This window comes from Providencia sp. PROV188 (genome assembly GCF_027595165.1).
GTDB classification, from domain to species: Bacteria; Pseudomonadota; Gammaproteobacteria; order Enterobacterales; family Enterobacteriaceae; genus Providencia; species Providencia lanzhouensis.
The window spans coordinates 3,697,829-3,712,095 of sequence record NZ_CP097291.1 but is presented as its reverse complement, the minus strand read 5'-3'; the positions used below and the strand labels follow the sequence as shown (position 1 = coordinate 3,712,095).

The window sequence follows — 14,267 nt, the reverse complement described above, 5'->3', positions numbered from 1 at the left end:
ATTATAGTATCTAGAATTATTAACCTGCAAACCTTTACTATTTATTTTAGATAATTATAAAAAGAACGGACTTGGTTGGAACAGCTTTTCCACATCCGGCACATATTTTTTATCGGTAATAAACATAATGACATGGTCACCTTGCTCAATAATATGGTAATCGCTAGCAATGATGACTTCTTCCTCTCTTACGATGGCTCCAATAATTGTGCCTGGAGGGAGTTTAATTTCTGATATTTTTTTACCAACCACTTTTGATGTGTTCTCATCACCGTGGGCAATCGCTTCAATGGCCTCTGCGACTCCTCGGCGTAACGATGAGACACTGACAATATCCGCTTTTCTGACGTGACCAAGTAAAGCTGAAATAGTCGCTTGCTGTGGAGATACTGCAATATCAATAACACCACCTTGAACTAATTCAACATAGGCAGACCGTTGAATTAATACCATGGCTTTTTTGGCCCCCATTTTTTTTGCAAGCATAGCGGACATGATATTTGCTTCATCATCATTGGTAAGTGCAATAAACACATCCATTTGTTCAATGTGTTCTTCAGTCAGTAACTCTTGATCTGAGGCATCACCATAAAAAACAATCGTATCATGGAGCAACTCAGCGAGTTCAGTTGCTCTTTCCTGATTACGTTCAATCAGTTTAACGCTATAGTCTTTTTCCAATCGCTTAGCTAAACCAGCACCTACGTTACCACCACCCACAATCATTAAACGCTTGTATGGTTTTTCTAATCGCTGAAGCTCACTCATTACTGCTCTTATATGTTGAGTGGAGGCAACGAAGAAAACTTCATCACCTGCTTCAATAATAGTTGAACCTTGAGGACGAATCGGTCTATCTTGACGGAATATGGCGACAACCCGAGTATCAATATGTGGCATGTGCTCACGTAAGCTAGATAATGCATTGCCTACCAGAGAGCCCCCATAGTAGGCTTTTACCGCCACAATACTCACTTTACCTTCAGCGAAATTAACGACCTGTAAAGCCCCCGGATATTGGATAAGTTTATAGATATATTCAATAACCAGCTGTTCTGGTGATATCAGATAATCAATAGGGATTTGCTCTGCCAAAAAAAGCTTGTCCGCTTCGCGGATATATTCGGTTGCACGAATACGCGCGATTTTATTCGGTGTATTAAATAGGCTATAAGCAATTTGGCAAGCAACCATATTGGTTTCATCCGAGTTAGTCACTGCAACTAACATATCCGCATCTTCAGCTCCAGCATCTCTAAGAACTCGGGGATGAGATCCATGCCCATTAACTACGCGCAGATCAAACTGATCTTGTAGCTGGCGCAAGCGATCGGCATTGGTATCAACAACGGTAATATCGTTATTTTCATCCACTAAGTTTTCAGCGAGTGTCCCACCGACTTGCCCTGCACCTAGAATAATGATCTTCATAGCATCTTCCTATCTCAGAGTCTTTGTTAAATATTACTGTACGTGCTTGAGTAAGCGGGCGTAAAAGAAACCATCGCCCCCAGTTGCGCTTGGTAATATTTGTAAGCCTAATTCTGTACCATCATTCATACTTGCATCAGTATGTTTAGAGAGGAAATGCTGAATCTGCTGGCTATTTTCTTCAGGCATGATGGAGCATGTGGCATACACTAATGTGCCGCCAGGTTTTAAGTATGGCCATACAGCCTCTAAGATTTGAGCCTGTAGCTGAGATAGCTCTTGAATATCTGAATCGCGCCTTAGCCATTTAATATCAGGGTGGCGCCTAATAACTCCCGTTGCAGAACACGGAGCATCCAGCAAAATACGATCAAATTGTTGATCTTTCGCCCACTCTTCAGGTTTCGTACCATCCCCTTGAATAACAATAGCTTGTTGCTTCAATCTTTGCAGATTTTCTTTCACTCGCTTGAGCCGTGATTCATCAATGTCTACAGCAAGAACATGGGCTTTAGGAGCTAGTTCTAAAATATGTGTTGTTTTTCCGCCCGGAGCGGCACATAAGTCGAGAATATTCTCGCCATTAACTGGAGAGAGTAATTCAGCACAGCCTTGCGCAGAAACATCTTGCACTGTAGACCAGCCATCTTCAAAACCAGGTAAACCAGTAACGGGAGCCGCTTCTTCTAAGCGAATTGCACTTGGATGGGATGGGTGCAAGTGTGCTGTAATTTCCGCTTGTTCGAGTAACTCTAAATATTGCGCGGCAGTATGATGTTGAGAATTAACTCTCAACCACATTGGCGGACGTTGATTATTGGCATCAACGATATTTTCCCAGTTATCAGGGTAGGCAGTTTGAATGCGTTTTAATAACCAACTAGGATGTAAATATTGGCTATTGTTATTTGTATTGCGCTCTTCTAACTGAACTTGCTGACGCTGAAAAGATCGTAGTACTCCATTTATTAGACCTTTCAATTGTGGGCGCTTTAATGCAACAGCACCATCCACGGTTTCTGCTAAAGCTGCATGTGCAGGGATGCGTGTATAGAGCAATTGATAGATCCCAACCATGATGAGGTAATGTAAAGTTCTTTGCTTACCTGTTAGCGGTTTTTCCATAAGCTGGCTAATAAACCATTCGAGCTTTGGTAGATAACGTAAAACACCGAAGCAAATTTCTTGCAGTAGTGCTTTATCTTTATCATTAATATTACGTTGAAGATCAGGTAAAACGGTACTTAACGATTGTCCGTTATCTAAAACCTGACTAATGGCGGTCGCAGCGATACTACGCAAATTATATTTGTTTTTCATAATTGAAAGAGAGTCTATTAGTTATTTAAGTAGCATTACCGGATTCTGCTCTTTCAGGTAATGCTACCAATATATTAGTCTAGCAATTGCTCAGGTATGAACCATTCGCGGCGGGAGTTAAGGATATCTTGCGCACTCATCGCTTTTTTACCAGGTGGCTGTAGCTGAGTAATATTTAATACCCCATTGCCAGTTGCAACACTGATACCTTTTTTATCGGCACTGATAATAGTACCTGGGCGCAGATTATGTGCTTGAGCGATGACTTCCGCTTGCCATACTTTGATTAATTGCTCTTGCACCATGAAATAACTCATTGGCCAAGGGTTAAAGGCACGAATACACCGTTCAATGTGTTCAGCAGGTAGTTGCCAATCAATTCGCGCTTCATCTTTAGATAATTTTTCAGCGTAATTGGCGAGTGAATCATCTTGTTTTTCTGGGGAACAATGGCCCGAAGAGAGTAAATCTACTGTATGAATGAGCGCTTTAGGCCCTGTCATCGCCAGCTTTTCATATAAAGTCGCACTCGTATCTTCAGCCGTAATCGGGCAAGTGGCTTTATATAACATATCTCCAGTATCAAGACCGGCATCCATCTGCATGATCGTGACACCAGTTTCATTGTCACCTGCCCAAATGGATCGTTGAATCGGAGCTGCGCCTCTCCAGCGTGGTAACAATGAACCATGAACATTCAAACAGCCTAAACGGGGAATATCCAAAACGGCTTGTGGCAGGATCAAACCATAAGCAACGACAATCATCAGATCAGCATTTTGATCTTTGATCCATTGTTGATTGTCTGGATCACGTAAAGTAACGGGCTGGAAAACAGGTATTCCATGTTCTTCCGCAAGGATTTTCACTGGGCTAGGTGTTAGCTTTTTGCCTCTGCCTGCAGGTTTATCGTGACGAGTTAATACACCAACAACGTTATGATTGGTTTCTAACAATGCAGCCAAATGTTTAGCTGCGAAATCAGGCGTACCTGCAAAAATAATTCTTAATGGTTCTGACACGATCCTTTCCCATTTATAGTAATAAAGACTAACTTATTATCAAATCAACGATTTTTAGCTTCTTTAGCTCTCAGTCTATCAAGTTTTTCTACTTTTTGGCGGATACGTTGGCGCTTCAACGGTGATAAGTAATCAACGAATAGTTTTCCAACTAAATGGTCCATTTCATGTTGAATACAGATAGCCAGTAGACCATCAGCTTCCAGTTCAAATGATGTACCGTTATAATCAAGAGCACGAACTTTCACTTTCTCCGCCCTTGGTACAAATCCTAGCTGTTCAGGGATTGATAGGCAGCCTTCTTCTATACCTGTTTCACCTTCTTTATTAAGAAGCTCAGGATTGATAAGTACAAGGCGCTCATTACGTGATTCAGAAACGTCAATAACAATGATGCGCTGGTGGATATCCACTTGCGTTGCTGCGAGCCCAATGCCTTCCTCGTCATACATCGTATCGAACATATCATCAATAATACGCTGGATAGATGCATCAACTTTTTCAACTGGTTTTGCAACGGTGCGAAGGCGCTCGTCTGGATAATGTAACACGTTTAAGACTGACATAAATTTTTCGAGTAGTTTCCAAAATTTGAAAGGTAATTACCGTCTATTCTAGACATTTATCAGTCATATTGACAGTATTGGTTATGATTTGTTCGTTTCCAAATGTGCTAACTTACTGTCAGGAAGACAAAATGAATGAACAGGAAATATGGCTAAGGCTTTCGCAAGTTAGCCGAGTTGGGATAAAAACAGCACCAAAGATAGTATCTCAATTAAAACAAATAGATAAAGTAAGTCATACAGTATTAAAAGCCTGTGGGCTGAATGAAATGCAACGATTGCAATTCCTAAATGTCCCTTTAAAGCGCATTGATTCAACTTTGAAATGGTTGGAAGTCAAAGAAAATCAATTAATTACATTTTTGGATGCACAATATCCTTTTTTATTAAAGCAGATATATAACCCTCCTTTATTACTGTTTGTGTCGGGACGAAGTGAATTATTATCTGAAAAGCAAATTGCCATCATAGGAAGCCGGCAAGTTACTGCATATGGTAAAAAATGGACGGAAGCTTTTGTTCGAAAATTTATAAATTACAAATTGACGATCACCAGTGGTTTGGCTCTCGGTATTGATGGTATCAGTCATAGAACTGCAATAGAAAACCAAGGAAAGACAGTCGCAGTATTAGGAAGTGGACTTTCCCATATTTATCCAAAACAACACTTTGATCTAGCAGAACGAATTAGGTCTGAAGGGGTATTAGTTTCAGAGTATTTTCCTGATACTCCTCCATTAGCAAAACAGTTTCCTCGAAGGAACCGTATCATTAGTGGGTTAAGCAAAGTGGTATTGGTTATCGAAGCGGGTATGAAAAGTGGATCATTGATTACAGCCCGATATGCAATTGAACAAAATCGAGATCTATTTACACTACCGGCACCATTAGGTAACTCAGCATTTAGTGGTAATCATTGGTTGATACAGCAAGGGGCATACCTGCTGGTAGAACCCGAGGACATATTATTACATCTAGAATGCTCACCAAATTGGATACAACCAGAATTGGAGATTGAAACCTCTGTGCAGCCAGAGTTAAATCTGACAGAAAGTCGGATTTTAGGTATGGTAGGGTACCAACCGATCCCTGCAGATATCATAGCGACTGAATTACAGTTACCTATCACGCAAGTAATTTCAGCCTTAACTGAACTGGAGATAGGTGGTGCAGTTATATCTGTGGCTGGTGGATATCTCAGAGTAAACTAGTCGTTGAAGAAAAGAGTGGATTAAACAAAAACATGTCGAAGCAATTGCCTTTTGATACAGATAAAAATGAATACTGTCCTGAATGTAACTCTTTGCTGGTTATTCGAAACGGAGCTCATGGGCCTTTTTTAGCGTGCTCTGGTTACCCTCAATGTCATTATATTAAGCCATTAAGAGCTGTTGCTGAGACTCACATTGTCAAAGTATTGGAAGGTCAAAGCTGTCCTAAATGCGGATATGATTTGGTGTTAAAACAAGGGCGTTTTGGGATGTTTATTGGCTGTAGCCACTATCCTGAATGCGAACATACAGAGCTCATCGATAAACCGGATGAAACCAAGGTTCCTTGTCCTCAATGCCAAACAGGTAATTTACTACAAAGAAAATCCCGTTTTGGTAAAACTTTTTATGCTTGCGATAACTATCCTAACTGTCAGTTTATCCTGAATAATAAGCCTGTAGTGGGAAAATGTCAGTCTTGTGAATACCCATTACTTATGGAAAAAAAGGTTGGACAGGGAGTAAGATTGTTCTGTGCCAGCAAACGCTGCGGTCAGTTACAAGAAGAACTATGAGTTAAAACTATGCAAAATCAATCTACACCTGCAATTAAAAATATTATTGAAGCATTGAAACAACAACAAGTTATCGCTTATCCAACAGAAGCCGTTTTTGGCTTAGGATGTGACCCTGATAGTGAAGTTGCGGTAAATAAATTACTTGAATTGAAGCTGCGCCCTTGGGAAAAAGGGTTAATTTTGATTGCTGATAATTATGAACAGCTCAAAAATTATGTCGATGACAGCCAGCTAAACGAACAGCAGCGCCAAGCAATGTTTGCTACATGGCCGGGACCTGTCACCTGGGTGATCCCTGCAAAGAAAACGACACCAAAATGGTTGACGGGGCAATTTGACACTTTAGCTGTTCGTGTGACAAACCATGAATTAGTGAAAGCGCTTTGCAGGGAATATGGCAAGCCAATCGTATCAACGAGTGCAAATTTGAGTGGATTGGAACCATGTCGAACTACAGAAGAAGTAATCGTGCAGTTTAAAGACACAATCCCTGTTCTTGATGGTGTTGTTGGTGGAAGATTAAATCCATCAGAAATTCGTGATGCTATGACTGGGCAATTATATCGTAAAGGATAATGATTAATGGGAATGTTTGCAGTTTTTGGTAACCCGATTCAACACAGTAAATCACCTTCAATACATCAAATGTTTGCTAAGCAGACAGGCATTGATCTTGAATACCAGAAAATACTTGCTCCCGTAGAAGATTTCGAAGTCTATTTATCAGATTTTTTCGAAAAAGGCGGGCAGGGTGCAAACATTACATTGCCGTTTAAAGAAAGGGCTTTTCAATTCGTATCAGAGTTGACAGAAAGAGCTCAAATCTGTGGTGCCGTCAATACGATTAGAAAACTCGATAATCATCGCTTGTTGGGTGACAATACTGATGGTGTGGGATTGTTGCTTGATCTACAGCGTCTTGGGTTTGTGTCGCCTTCAAGCAAAATATTGGTTATTGGAGCTGGTGGCGCAACTCGTGGTGCTCTATTACCTCTACTTGAGTACGGCTGCGATATTACATTGACTAACCGAACCTTTATAAAAGCAGAATCTTTATCTCACCATTTTTCGGCTCTTGGGAAAATACAGAGTAGACCAATGGCACAGCTCATTTCAGCAGAATTTGATCTAATCATAAATGGTACTTCTTCTGGGGTGACTGGCGAGATCCCTAAAATCAGCCCTGAATTATTTTCTCAACAAACCGCATGCTATGACATGTTTTATCAACGAGGTTTAACACCTTTTTTGTTATTTGCTAAGCAACACCAAGTGAATAAGCTAGCTGATGGCTTAGGTATGCTGGTTGGGCAAGCTGCATTTGCCTTTAAACTTTGGCATGGGGTGGTACCAGAGATTGAGCCAGTATTAAAAGAGTTAAAAAAGGAACTTGAATAATGAATCAGGCGATTCAATTTCCAGATAGGGAAGTATGGGACTCGGCTATTAATAAGGTACGGTTCCCTGTTTTAGTCAATGGACTACTGTCAGAGTGCGTTATTTCACAAACCTTACTTATTAAACGATATGGTCAGAATGAAACACCATTGGCGCTTTTTCAACATTATCGTTGGGATATAGAAGAAGAGTTCGAGACCTTGATTGAACAAGGACTCGATAATGAGAATGGCTTCTATGAATTGCTGGACGATAAATAGTTATTTTTCCACTCAACATAATTATTAGCCGAATAACGTAAATGGCCAAGTTCAGCTTCGGTGAGCTTTCGTATTGCCTTGGCTGGGCTTCCCATATATAAGTAACCAGACTCCAATCTTTTTCCCTGAGTGACGAGGCTGTTAGCGCCGATCACAACATCATCTTCAATAATAGCTCCATCAATCACAATAGATCCCATGCCGACAAGAACACGATTACCTATCGTGCATCCGTGCAGCATGACTTTATGTCCAACAGTGACATCTTCTCCAATAATTAATGGATTTCCATCAGGATTGCTGGCGGATTTATGGGTGACATGTAGCACTGAGCCATCCTGAATATTTGTCCGTGCACCTATAGAGATATAATTTACATCACCACGTAGTACGGATAGTGGCCAGATGCTTACATCTTCGGCTAAGCGAACATCTCCAATGACGACAGAAGATGGGTCAATAAAAACATTTGCAGCGACAGAAGGGAAGGTTTCTAAATAATGTCTTAAAGATGTATTCATATTCGTAGCCATAAAACGTAGATGGATATAAAGGTAACTATAAGGAAGCTCTTAATTAAGAATCAAATAATTAAGAGAGGACAATATGAATAGAATTATACGGCAAAATAGCTGTTTTTATAATCATAGCGATAGTAAAAAAAGCATAATGATGAAATTATCTGCAAACGGTATTTTTTTTTAAAAAAAAAGGTTGTGTAATTTTTCGAGCTCCCTATAATGCGCATCCGTTGTCACGACAAACCGGCTCGAAGAAAACCTCGAAGCCCCGTGATAACAGAGGTGAAGAAAGAAAATAGTTGAAAATAATCGCTTGACTTTCTAAATAAAAAACGTAGTATACGACACCTCGCGACAACGACCTAAAGTCGATAATCAAAAGATTAAGTCGCACCGCTCTTTAACAATTTATCAGACAATCTGTGTGGGCACTCACAGGACACTATCAAAAAAATATTTGATTTTAAGTCTTGAAGAGTGACTAACACGTTAATTCATATATATGAACTAATAGGTAATTTGGTTTCTTCGGAAATCAAACGACAGTAACATTCTTTGAGCATCAAGCTTTTTAATTGAAGAGTTTGATCATGGCTCAGATTGAACGCTGGCGGCAGGCCTAACACATGCAAGTCGAGCGGTAACAGGGGAAGCTTGCTTCTCGCTGACGAGCGGCGGACGGGTGAGTAATGTATGGGGATCTGCCCGATAGAGGGGGATAACTACTGGAAACGGTAGCTAATACCGCATAATCTCTTAGGAGCAAAGCAGGGGAACTTCGGTCCTTGCGCTATCGGATGAACCCATATGGGATTAGCTAGTTGGTGAGGTAATGGCTCACCAAGGCGACGATCCCTAGCTGGTCTGAGAGGATGATCAGCCACACTGGGACTGAGACACGGCCCAGACTCCTACGGGAGGCAGCAGTGGGGAATATTGCACAATGGGCGCAAGCCTGATGCAGCCATGCCGCGTGTATGAAGAAGGCCTTAGGGTTGTAAAGTACTTTCAGTTGGGAGGAAGGCGTTGATGCTAATATCATCAACGATTGACGTTACCAACAGAAGAAGCACCGGCTAACTCCGTGCCAGCAGCCGCGGTAATACGGAGGGTGCAAGCGTTAATCGGAATTACTGGGCGTAAAGCGCACGCAGGCGGTTGATTAAGTTAGATGTGAAATCCCCGGGCTTAACCTGGGAATGGCATCTAAGACTGGTCAGCTAGAGTCTTGTAGAGGGGGGTAGAATTCCATGTGTAGCGGTGAAATGCGTAGAGATGTGGAGGAATACCGGTGGCGAAGGCGGCCCCCTGGACAAAGACTGACGCTCAGGTGCGAAAGCGTGGGGAGCAAACAGGATTAGATACCCTGGTAGTCCACGCTGTAAACGATGTCGATTTGGAGGTTGTTCCCTAGAGGAGTGGCTTCCGGAGCTAACGCGTTAAATCGACCGCCTGGGGAGTACGGCCGCAAGGTTAAAACTCAAATGAATTGACGGGGGCCCGCACAAGCGGTGGAGCATGTGGTTTAATTCGATGCAACGCGAAGAACCTTACCTACTCTTGACATCCAGAGAATTTAGCAGAGATGCTTTAGTGCCTTCGGGAACTCTGAGACAGGTGCTGCATGGCTGTCGTCAGCTCGTGTTGTGAAATGTTGGGTTAAGTCCCGCAACGAGCGCAACCCTTATCCTTTGTTGCCAGCGATTCGGTCGGGAACTCAAAGGAGACTGCCGGTGATAAACCGGAGGAAGGTGGGGATGACGTCAAGTCATCATGGCCCTTACGAGTAGGGCTACACACGTGCTACAATGGCGTATACAAAGAGAAGCGACCTCGCGAGAGCAAGCGGAACTCATAAAGTACGTCGTAGTCCGGATTGGAGTCTGCAACCCGACTCCATGAAGTCGGAATCGCTAGTAATCGTAGATCAGAATGCTACGGTGAATACGTTCCCGGGCCTTGTACACACCGCCCGTCACACCATGGGAGTGGGTTGCAAAAGAAGTAGGTAGCTTAACCTTCGGGAGGGCGCTTACCACTTTGTGATTCATGACTGGGGTGAAGTCGTAACAAGGTAACCGTAGGGGAACCTGCGGTTGGATCACCTCCTTACCATTGAAGTGTTTTTGTGAAGTGCTCACACAGATTGTCTGATAGAAAGTAGAGCAAAAGCGCGTCTGCGAAGCTGACTGTAGTGTCCCCTTCGTCTAGAGGCCTAGGACACCGCCCTTTCACGGCGGTAACAGGGGTTCGAATCCCCTAGGGGACGCCAATTGCGCGGAGAATGAGTGAAAGACGTTCCCCAAAAATAATGATTAAGCCAATTACGTTGTAGTTGGTTTAACAATTATGCTCTTTAACAATCTGGAACAAGCTGAAAATTGAAAACAACGCACATTGTTTATCGCTTAAACAATGTGAGAGTCTCTCAAAAATCTCAACGTGAATGTGTTCAATTGACCGTCGGGTCAGTTGGTAAAGACACCTTCGGGTTGTGAGGTTAAGCGACTAAGCGTACACGGTGGATGCCTAGGCAATCAGAGGCGATGAAGGACGTGCTAATCTGCGATAAGCGTCGGTAAGGTGATATGAACCGTTATAACCGACGATTTCCGAATGGGGAAACCCAGTGCAATTCGTTGCACTATCGTTTGATGAATACATAGTCAAACGAAGCGAACCGAGGGAACTGAAACATCTCAGTACCTCGAGGAAAAGAAATCAACCGAGATTCCCCTAGTAGCGGCGAGCGAACGGGGAGCAGCCCAGAGTCTTAATCAGCATTAGCATCAGGAGAACGGTCTGGAAAGGCCGGCAGTAAAGGGTGATAGCCCCGTATCCGAAGGTGTTAGTGTTGTGAACTCGACGAGTAGGGCGGGACACGTGTTATCCTGTCTGAATATGGGGGGACCATCCTCCAAGGCTAAATACTCCTGATTGACCGATAGTGAACCAGTACCGTGAGGGAAAGGCGAAAAGAACCCCGGCGAGGGGAGTGAAATAGAACCTGAAACCGTGTACGTACAAGCAGTGGGAGCACCTTTATGGTGTGACTGCGTACCTTTTGTATAATGGGTCAGCGACTTATATTCTGTAGCAAGGTTAACCGTATAGGGGAGCCGTAGGGAAACCGAGTCTTAACTGGGCGAATGAGTTGCAGGGTATAGACCCGAAACCCGGTGATCTAGCCATGGGCAGGTTGAAGGTTGGGTAACACTAACTGGAGGACCGAACCGACTAATGTTGAAAAATTAGCGGATGACTTGTGGCTGGGGGTGAAAGGCCAATCAAACCGGGAGATAGCTGGTTCTCCCCGAAAGCTATTTAGGTAGCGCCTCGTGAACTCATCTTCGGGGGTAGAGCACTGTTTCGACTAGGGGGTCATCCCGACTTACCAACTCGATGCAAACTACGAATACCGAAGAATGTTATCACGGGAGACACACGGCGGGTGCTAACGTTCGTCGTGAAGAGGGAAACAACCCAGACCGCCAGCTAAGGTCCCAAAGTCATAGTTAAGTGGGAAACGAAGTGGGAAGGCTCAGACAGCCAGGATGTTGGCTTAGAAGCAGCCATCATTTAAAGAAAGCGTAATAGCTCACTGGTCGAGTCGGCCTGCGCGGAAGATGTAACGGGGCTAAACTATGCACCGAAGCTGCGGCAGCGATATGTAAATATTGTTGGGTAGGGGAGCGTTCTGTAAGCCTGTGAAGGTGTACTGTGAGGTATGCTGGAGGTATCAGAAGTGCGAATGCTGACATAAGTAACGATAATGAGGGTGAAAAACCCGCACGCCGGAAGACCAAGGGTTCCTGTCCAACGTTAATCGGGGCAGGGTGAGTCGACCCCTAAGGCGAGGCAGAAATGCGTAGTCGATGGGAAACGGGTTAATATTCCCGTACTGGTGATAATTGCGATGGGGGGACGGAGAAGGTTAGGCTAGCCGGGCGACGGTTGTCCCGGTTTAAGGATGTAGGCAGGTGAATTAGGCAAATCCGGTTCACTATATGCTGAGGTCTGATGACGAGTCACTACGGTGGCGAAGTAGCTCATACCCCGCTTCCAGGAAAAGCCTCTAAGCTCTAGATTATCATTAATCGTACCCCAAACCGACACAGGTGGTCAGGTAGAGAATACTCAGGCGCTTGAGAGAACTCGGGTGAAGGAACTAGGCAAAATGGTGCCGTAACTTCGGGAGAAGGCACGCTGGCATTAGGTGAAGTGATTTACTCATGGAGCTGAAGCCAGTCGCAGATACCAGCTGGCTGCAACTGTTTATTAAAAACACAGCACTGTGCAAACACGAAAGTGGACGTATACGGTGTGACGCCTGCCCGGTGCTGGAAGGTTAATTGATGGGGTTATCCGTAAGGAGAAGCTCTTGATCGAAGCCCCAGTAAACGGCGGCCGTAACTATAACGGTCCTAAGGTAGCGAAATTCCTTGTCGGGTAAGTTCCGACCTGCACGAATGGCGTAATGATGGCCAGGCTGTCTCCACCCGAGACTCAGTGAAATTGAACTCGCTGTGAAGATGCAGTGTACCCGCGGCAAGACGGAAAGACCCCGTGAACCTTTACTATAGCTTGACACTGAACATTGAGCCTTGATGTGTAGGATAGGTGGGAGGCTTTGAAGCGTGGACGCCAGTCTGCGTGGAGCCAACCTTGAAATACCACCCTTTAATGTTTGATGTTCTAACGTAGCCCCATTATCTGGGGTGCGGACAGTGTCTGGTGGGTAGTTTGACTGGGGCGGTCTCCTCCCAAAGAGTAACGGAGGAGCACGAAGGTTGGCTAAGCATGGTCGGACATCATGCGGTTAGTGCAAAGGCATAAGCCAGCTTGACTGCGAGAGTGACGGCTCGAGCAGGTACGAAAGTAGGTCTTAGTGATCCGGTGGTTCTGTATGGAAGGGCCATCGCTCAACGGATAAAAGGTACTCCGGGGATAACAGGCTGATACCGCCCAAGAGTTCATATCGACGGCGGTGTTTGGCACCTCGATGTCGGCTCATCACATCCTGGGGCTGAAGTAGGTCCCAAGGGTACGGCTGTTCGCCGTTTAAAGTGGTACGCGAGCTGGGTTTAGAACGTCGTGAGACAGTTCGGTCCCTATCTGCCGTGGGCGTTGGAAGATTGAAAGGGGCTGCTCCTAGTACGAGAGGACCGGAGTGGACGCACCACTGGTGTTCGGGTTGTCATGCCAATGGCATTGCCCGGTAGCTAAGTGCGGAAGAGATAACCGCTGAAAGCATCTAAGCGGGAAACTTGCCTTGAGATGAGTCTTCCCTGACTCTTTAAGGGTCCTAAAGGAACGTTTAAGACTAAGACGTTGATAGGTTGGGTGTGTAAGCGTAGCGATACGTTGAGCTAACCAATACTAATGAACCGTGAGGCTTAACCTGACAACACCGAAGGTGTTTTCGAGAAGAGAGATTGAGTTGATTTTCAAAGAAAGTGAGAAGCCGAAAGGTAGGCACACAGCTTGTTCAGGATTGAAGTTCTGGTTTAAGAGAAAACTTAGACGGGAATAAACAGAATTTGTCTGGCGGCAATAGCGCGGTGGTCCCACCTGACCCCATGCCGAACTCAGTAGTGAAACGCCGTAGCGCCGATGGTAGTGTGGGGTCTCCCCATGTGAGAGTAGGGAACTGCCAGACATTAAATTAAAGCTTATTGCGAAGCAATAAGTTGCCGAAAGGCAAAAAGAATAAGTGGAGCGGTAGTTCAGTTGGTTAGAATACCTGCCTGTCACGCAGGGGGTCGCGGGTTCGAGTCCCGTCCGTTCCGCCACTTAATTTAGGGGCGTAGTTCAATTGGTAGAGCACCGGTCTCCAAAACCGGGTGTTGGGAGTTCGAGTCTCTCCGCCCCTGCCAGTTACCAATTAAGTAATAATAAAAGAAGTATCTATTGATAACCCGATTATATTAATCGGGTTTTTCTTTTTGTATCCCTTCATT

At 44.2% G+C, this 14,267-nt stretch carries 10 protein-coding genes, 3 tRNA genes and 3 rRNA genes; 11 read left to right on the top strand and 5 right to left on the bottom strand.

What is annotated here, in order from left to right; all coding sequences use genetic code 11:
* Positions 1 to 54: 54 nt before the first annotated feature.
* The 4 genes from trkA to def form a co-directional block, all read right to left on the bottom strand.
* Positions 55 to 1,431: a Trk system potassium transporter TrkA gene (trkA, locus tag M5X66_RS17050; protein ID WP_036955884.1), complete on the bottom strand. Its 1,377-nt coding sequence runs from the start codon at positions 1,429 to 1,431 to the stop codon at positions 55 to 57.
* A 33-nt stretch (positions 1,432 to 1,464) separates the two neighbouring features.
* Positions 1,465 to 2,751, bottom strand: a complete 1,287-nt coding sequence (gene rsmB / locus M5X66_RS17045) for a 16S rRNA (cytosine(967)-C(5))-methyltransferase RsmB (RefSeq protein WP_036955881.1) — start codon at positions 2,749 to 2,751, stop codon at positions 1,465 to 1,467.
* A 74-nt stretch (positions 2,752 to 2,825) separates the two neighbouring features.
* Entirely contained in the window at positions 2,826 to 3,773 is a 948-nt protein-coding gene (fmt, locus tag M5X66_RS17040) for a methionyl-tRNA formyltransferase (RefSeq protein WP_036955878.1), read from the bottom strand.
* 44 nt (positions 3,774 to 3,817) lie between these two features.
* Positions 3,818 to 4,339 carry a peptide deformylase gene (gene def / locus M5X66_RS17035; protein ID WP_036955874.1) on the bottom strand — a complete coding sequence of 174 codons (522 nt, stop codon included), beginning with the start codon at positions 4,337 to 4,339 and terminating at the stop codon, positions 3,818 to 3,820.
* A 131-nt stretch (positions 4,340 to 4,470) separates the two neighbouring features.
* On the opposite strand from def, the gene dprA reads away from it, so the two are divergent.
* Genes dprA through M5X66_RS17010 form a run of 5 tightly spaced genes read left to right on the top strand, consistent with a single transcriptional unit; the run spans position 4,471 to position 7,786 of the window.
* Positions 4,471 to 5,550: a DNA-processing protein DprA gene (dprA, locus tag M5X66_RS17030; RefSeq protein ID WP_270103749.1), complete on the top strand. Its 1,080-nt coding sequence runs from the start codon at positions 4,471 to 4,473 to the stop codon at positions 5,548 to 5,550.
* 32 nt (positions 5,551 to 5,582) lie between these two features.
* On the top strand, positions 5,583 to 6,125 hold the full coding sequence (locus M5X66_RS17025) for a DNA topoisomerase family protein (RefSeq protein ID WP_036955862.1): 543 nt from the start codon (positions 5,583 to 5,585) through the stop codon (positions 6,123 to 6,125).
* Between the two features lie 9 nt (positions 6,126 to 6,134).
* Entirely contained in the window at positions 6,135 to 6,704 is a 570-nt protein-coding gene (tsaC, locus tag M5X66_RS17020; protein ID WP_036955858.1) for an L-threonylcarbamoyladenylate synthase type 1 TsaC, read from the top strand.
* A gap of 6 nt (positions 6,705 to 6,710) precedes the next feature.
* On the top strand, positions 6,711 to 7,526 hold the full coding sequence (gene aroE, locus M5X66_RS17015) for a shikimate dehydrogenase (protein ID WP_036955855.1): 816 nt from the start codon (positions 6,711 to 6,713) through the stop codon (positions 7,524 to 7,526).
* Positions 7,526 to 7,786: a DUF1488 domain-containing protein gene (locus M5X66_RS17010; protein ID WP_036955850.1), complete on the top strand. Its 261-nt coding sequence runs from the start codon at positions 7,526 to 7,528 to the stop codon at positions 7,784 to 7,786. Before aroE ends, M5X66_RS17010 begins: the two co-directional genes overlap by 1 nt.
* Here M5X66_RS17010 and M5X66_RS17005 read toward each other — a convergent pair.
* Positions 7,762 to 8,307 carry a gamma carbonic anhydrase family protein gene (locus M5X66_RS17005; RefSeq protein WP_036955843.1) on the bottom strand — a complete coding sequence of 182 codons (546 nt, stop codon included), beginning with the start codon at positions 8,305 to 8,307 and terminating at the stop codon, positions 7,762 to 7,764. The genes M5X66_RS17010 and M5X66_RS17005 overlap by 25 nt on opposite strands.
* Positions 8,308 to 8,879: 572 nt before the next feature.
* On the opposite strand from M5X66_RS17005, the gene M5X66_RS17000 reads away from it, so the two are divergent.
* The 6 genes from M5X66_RS17000 (at position 8,880) to M5X66_RS16975 (ending at position 14,183) form a co-directional block, all read left to right on the top strand.
* Positions 8,880 to 10,419: ribosomal RNA gene (locus M5X66_RS17000) — 16S ribosomal RNA — on the top strand.
* Between the two features lie 84 nt (positions 10,420 to 10,503).
* Positions 10,504 to 10,579: transfer RNA gene (locus M5X66_RS16995), tRNA-Glu, on the top strand.
* 226 nt (positions 10,580 to 10,805) lie between these two features.
* A 23S ribosomal RNA gene (locus M5X66_RS16990) occupies positions 10,806 to 13,711 on the top strand.
* 139 nt (positions 13,712 to 13,850) lie between these two features.
* Positions 13,851 to 13,966, top strand: a 5S ribosomal RNA gene (rrf, locus tag M5X66_RS16985).
* The 16S, 23S and 5S rRNA genes sit together here with 3 tRNA genes alongside, the layout of an rRNA operon.
* A gap of 56 nt (positions 13,967 to 14,022) precedes the next feature.
* Positions 14,023 to 14,099, top strand: a tRNA-Asp gene (locus M5X66_RS16980).
* 8 nt (positions 14,100 to 14,107) lie between these two features.
* Positions 14,108 to 14,183: transfer RNA gene (locus M5X66_RS16975), tRNA-Trp, on the top strand.
* Positions 14,184 to 14,267 lie beyond the last annotated feature (84 nt).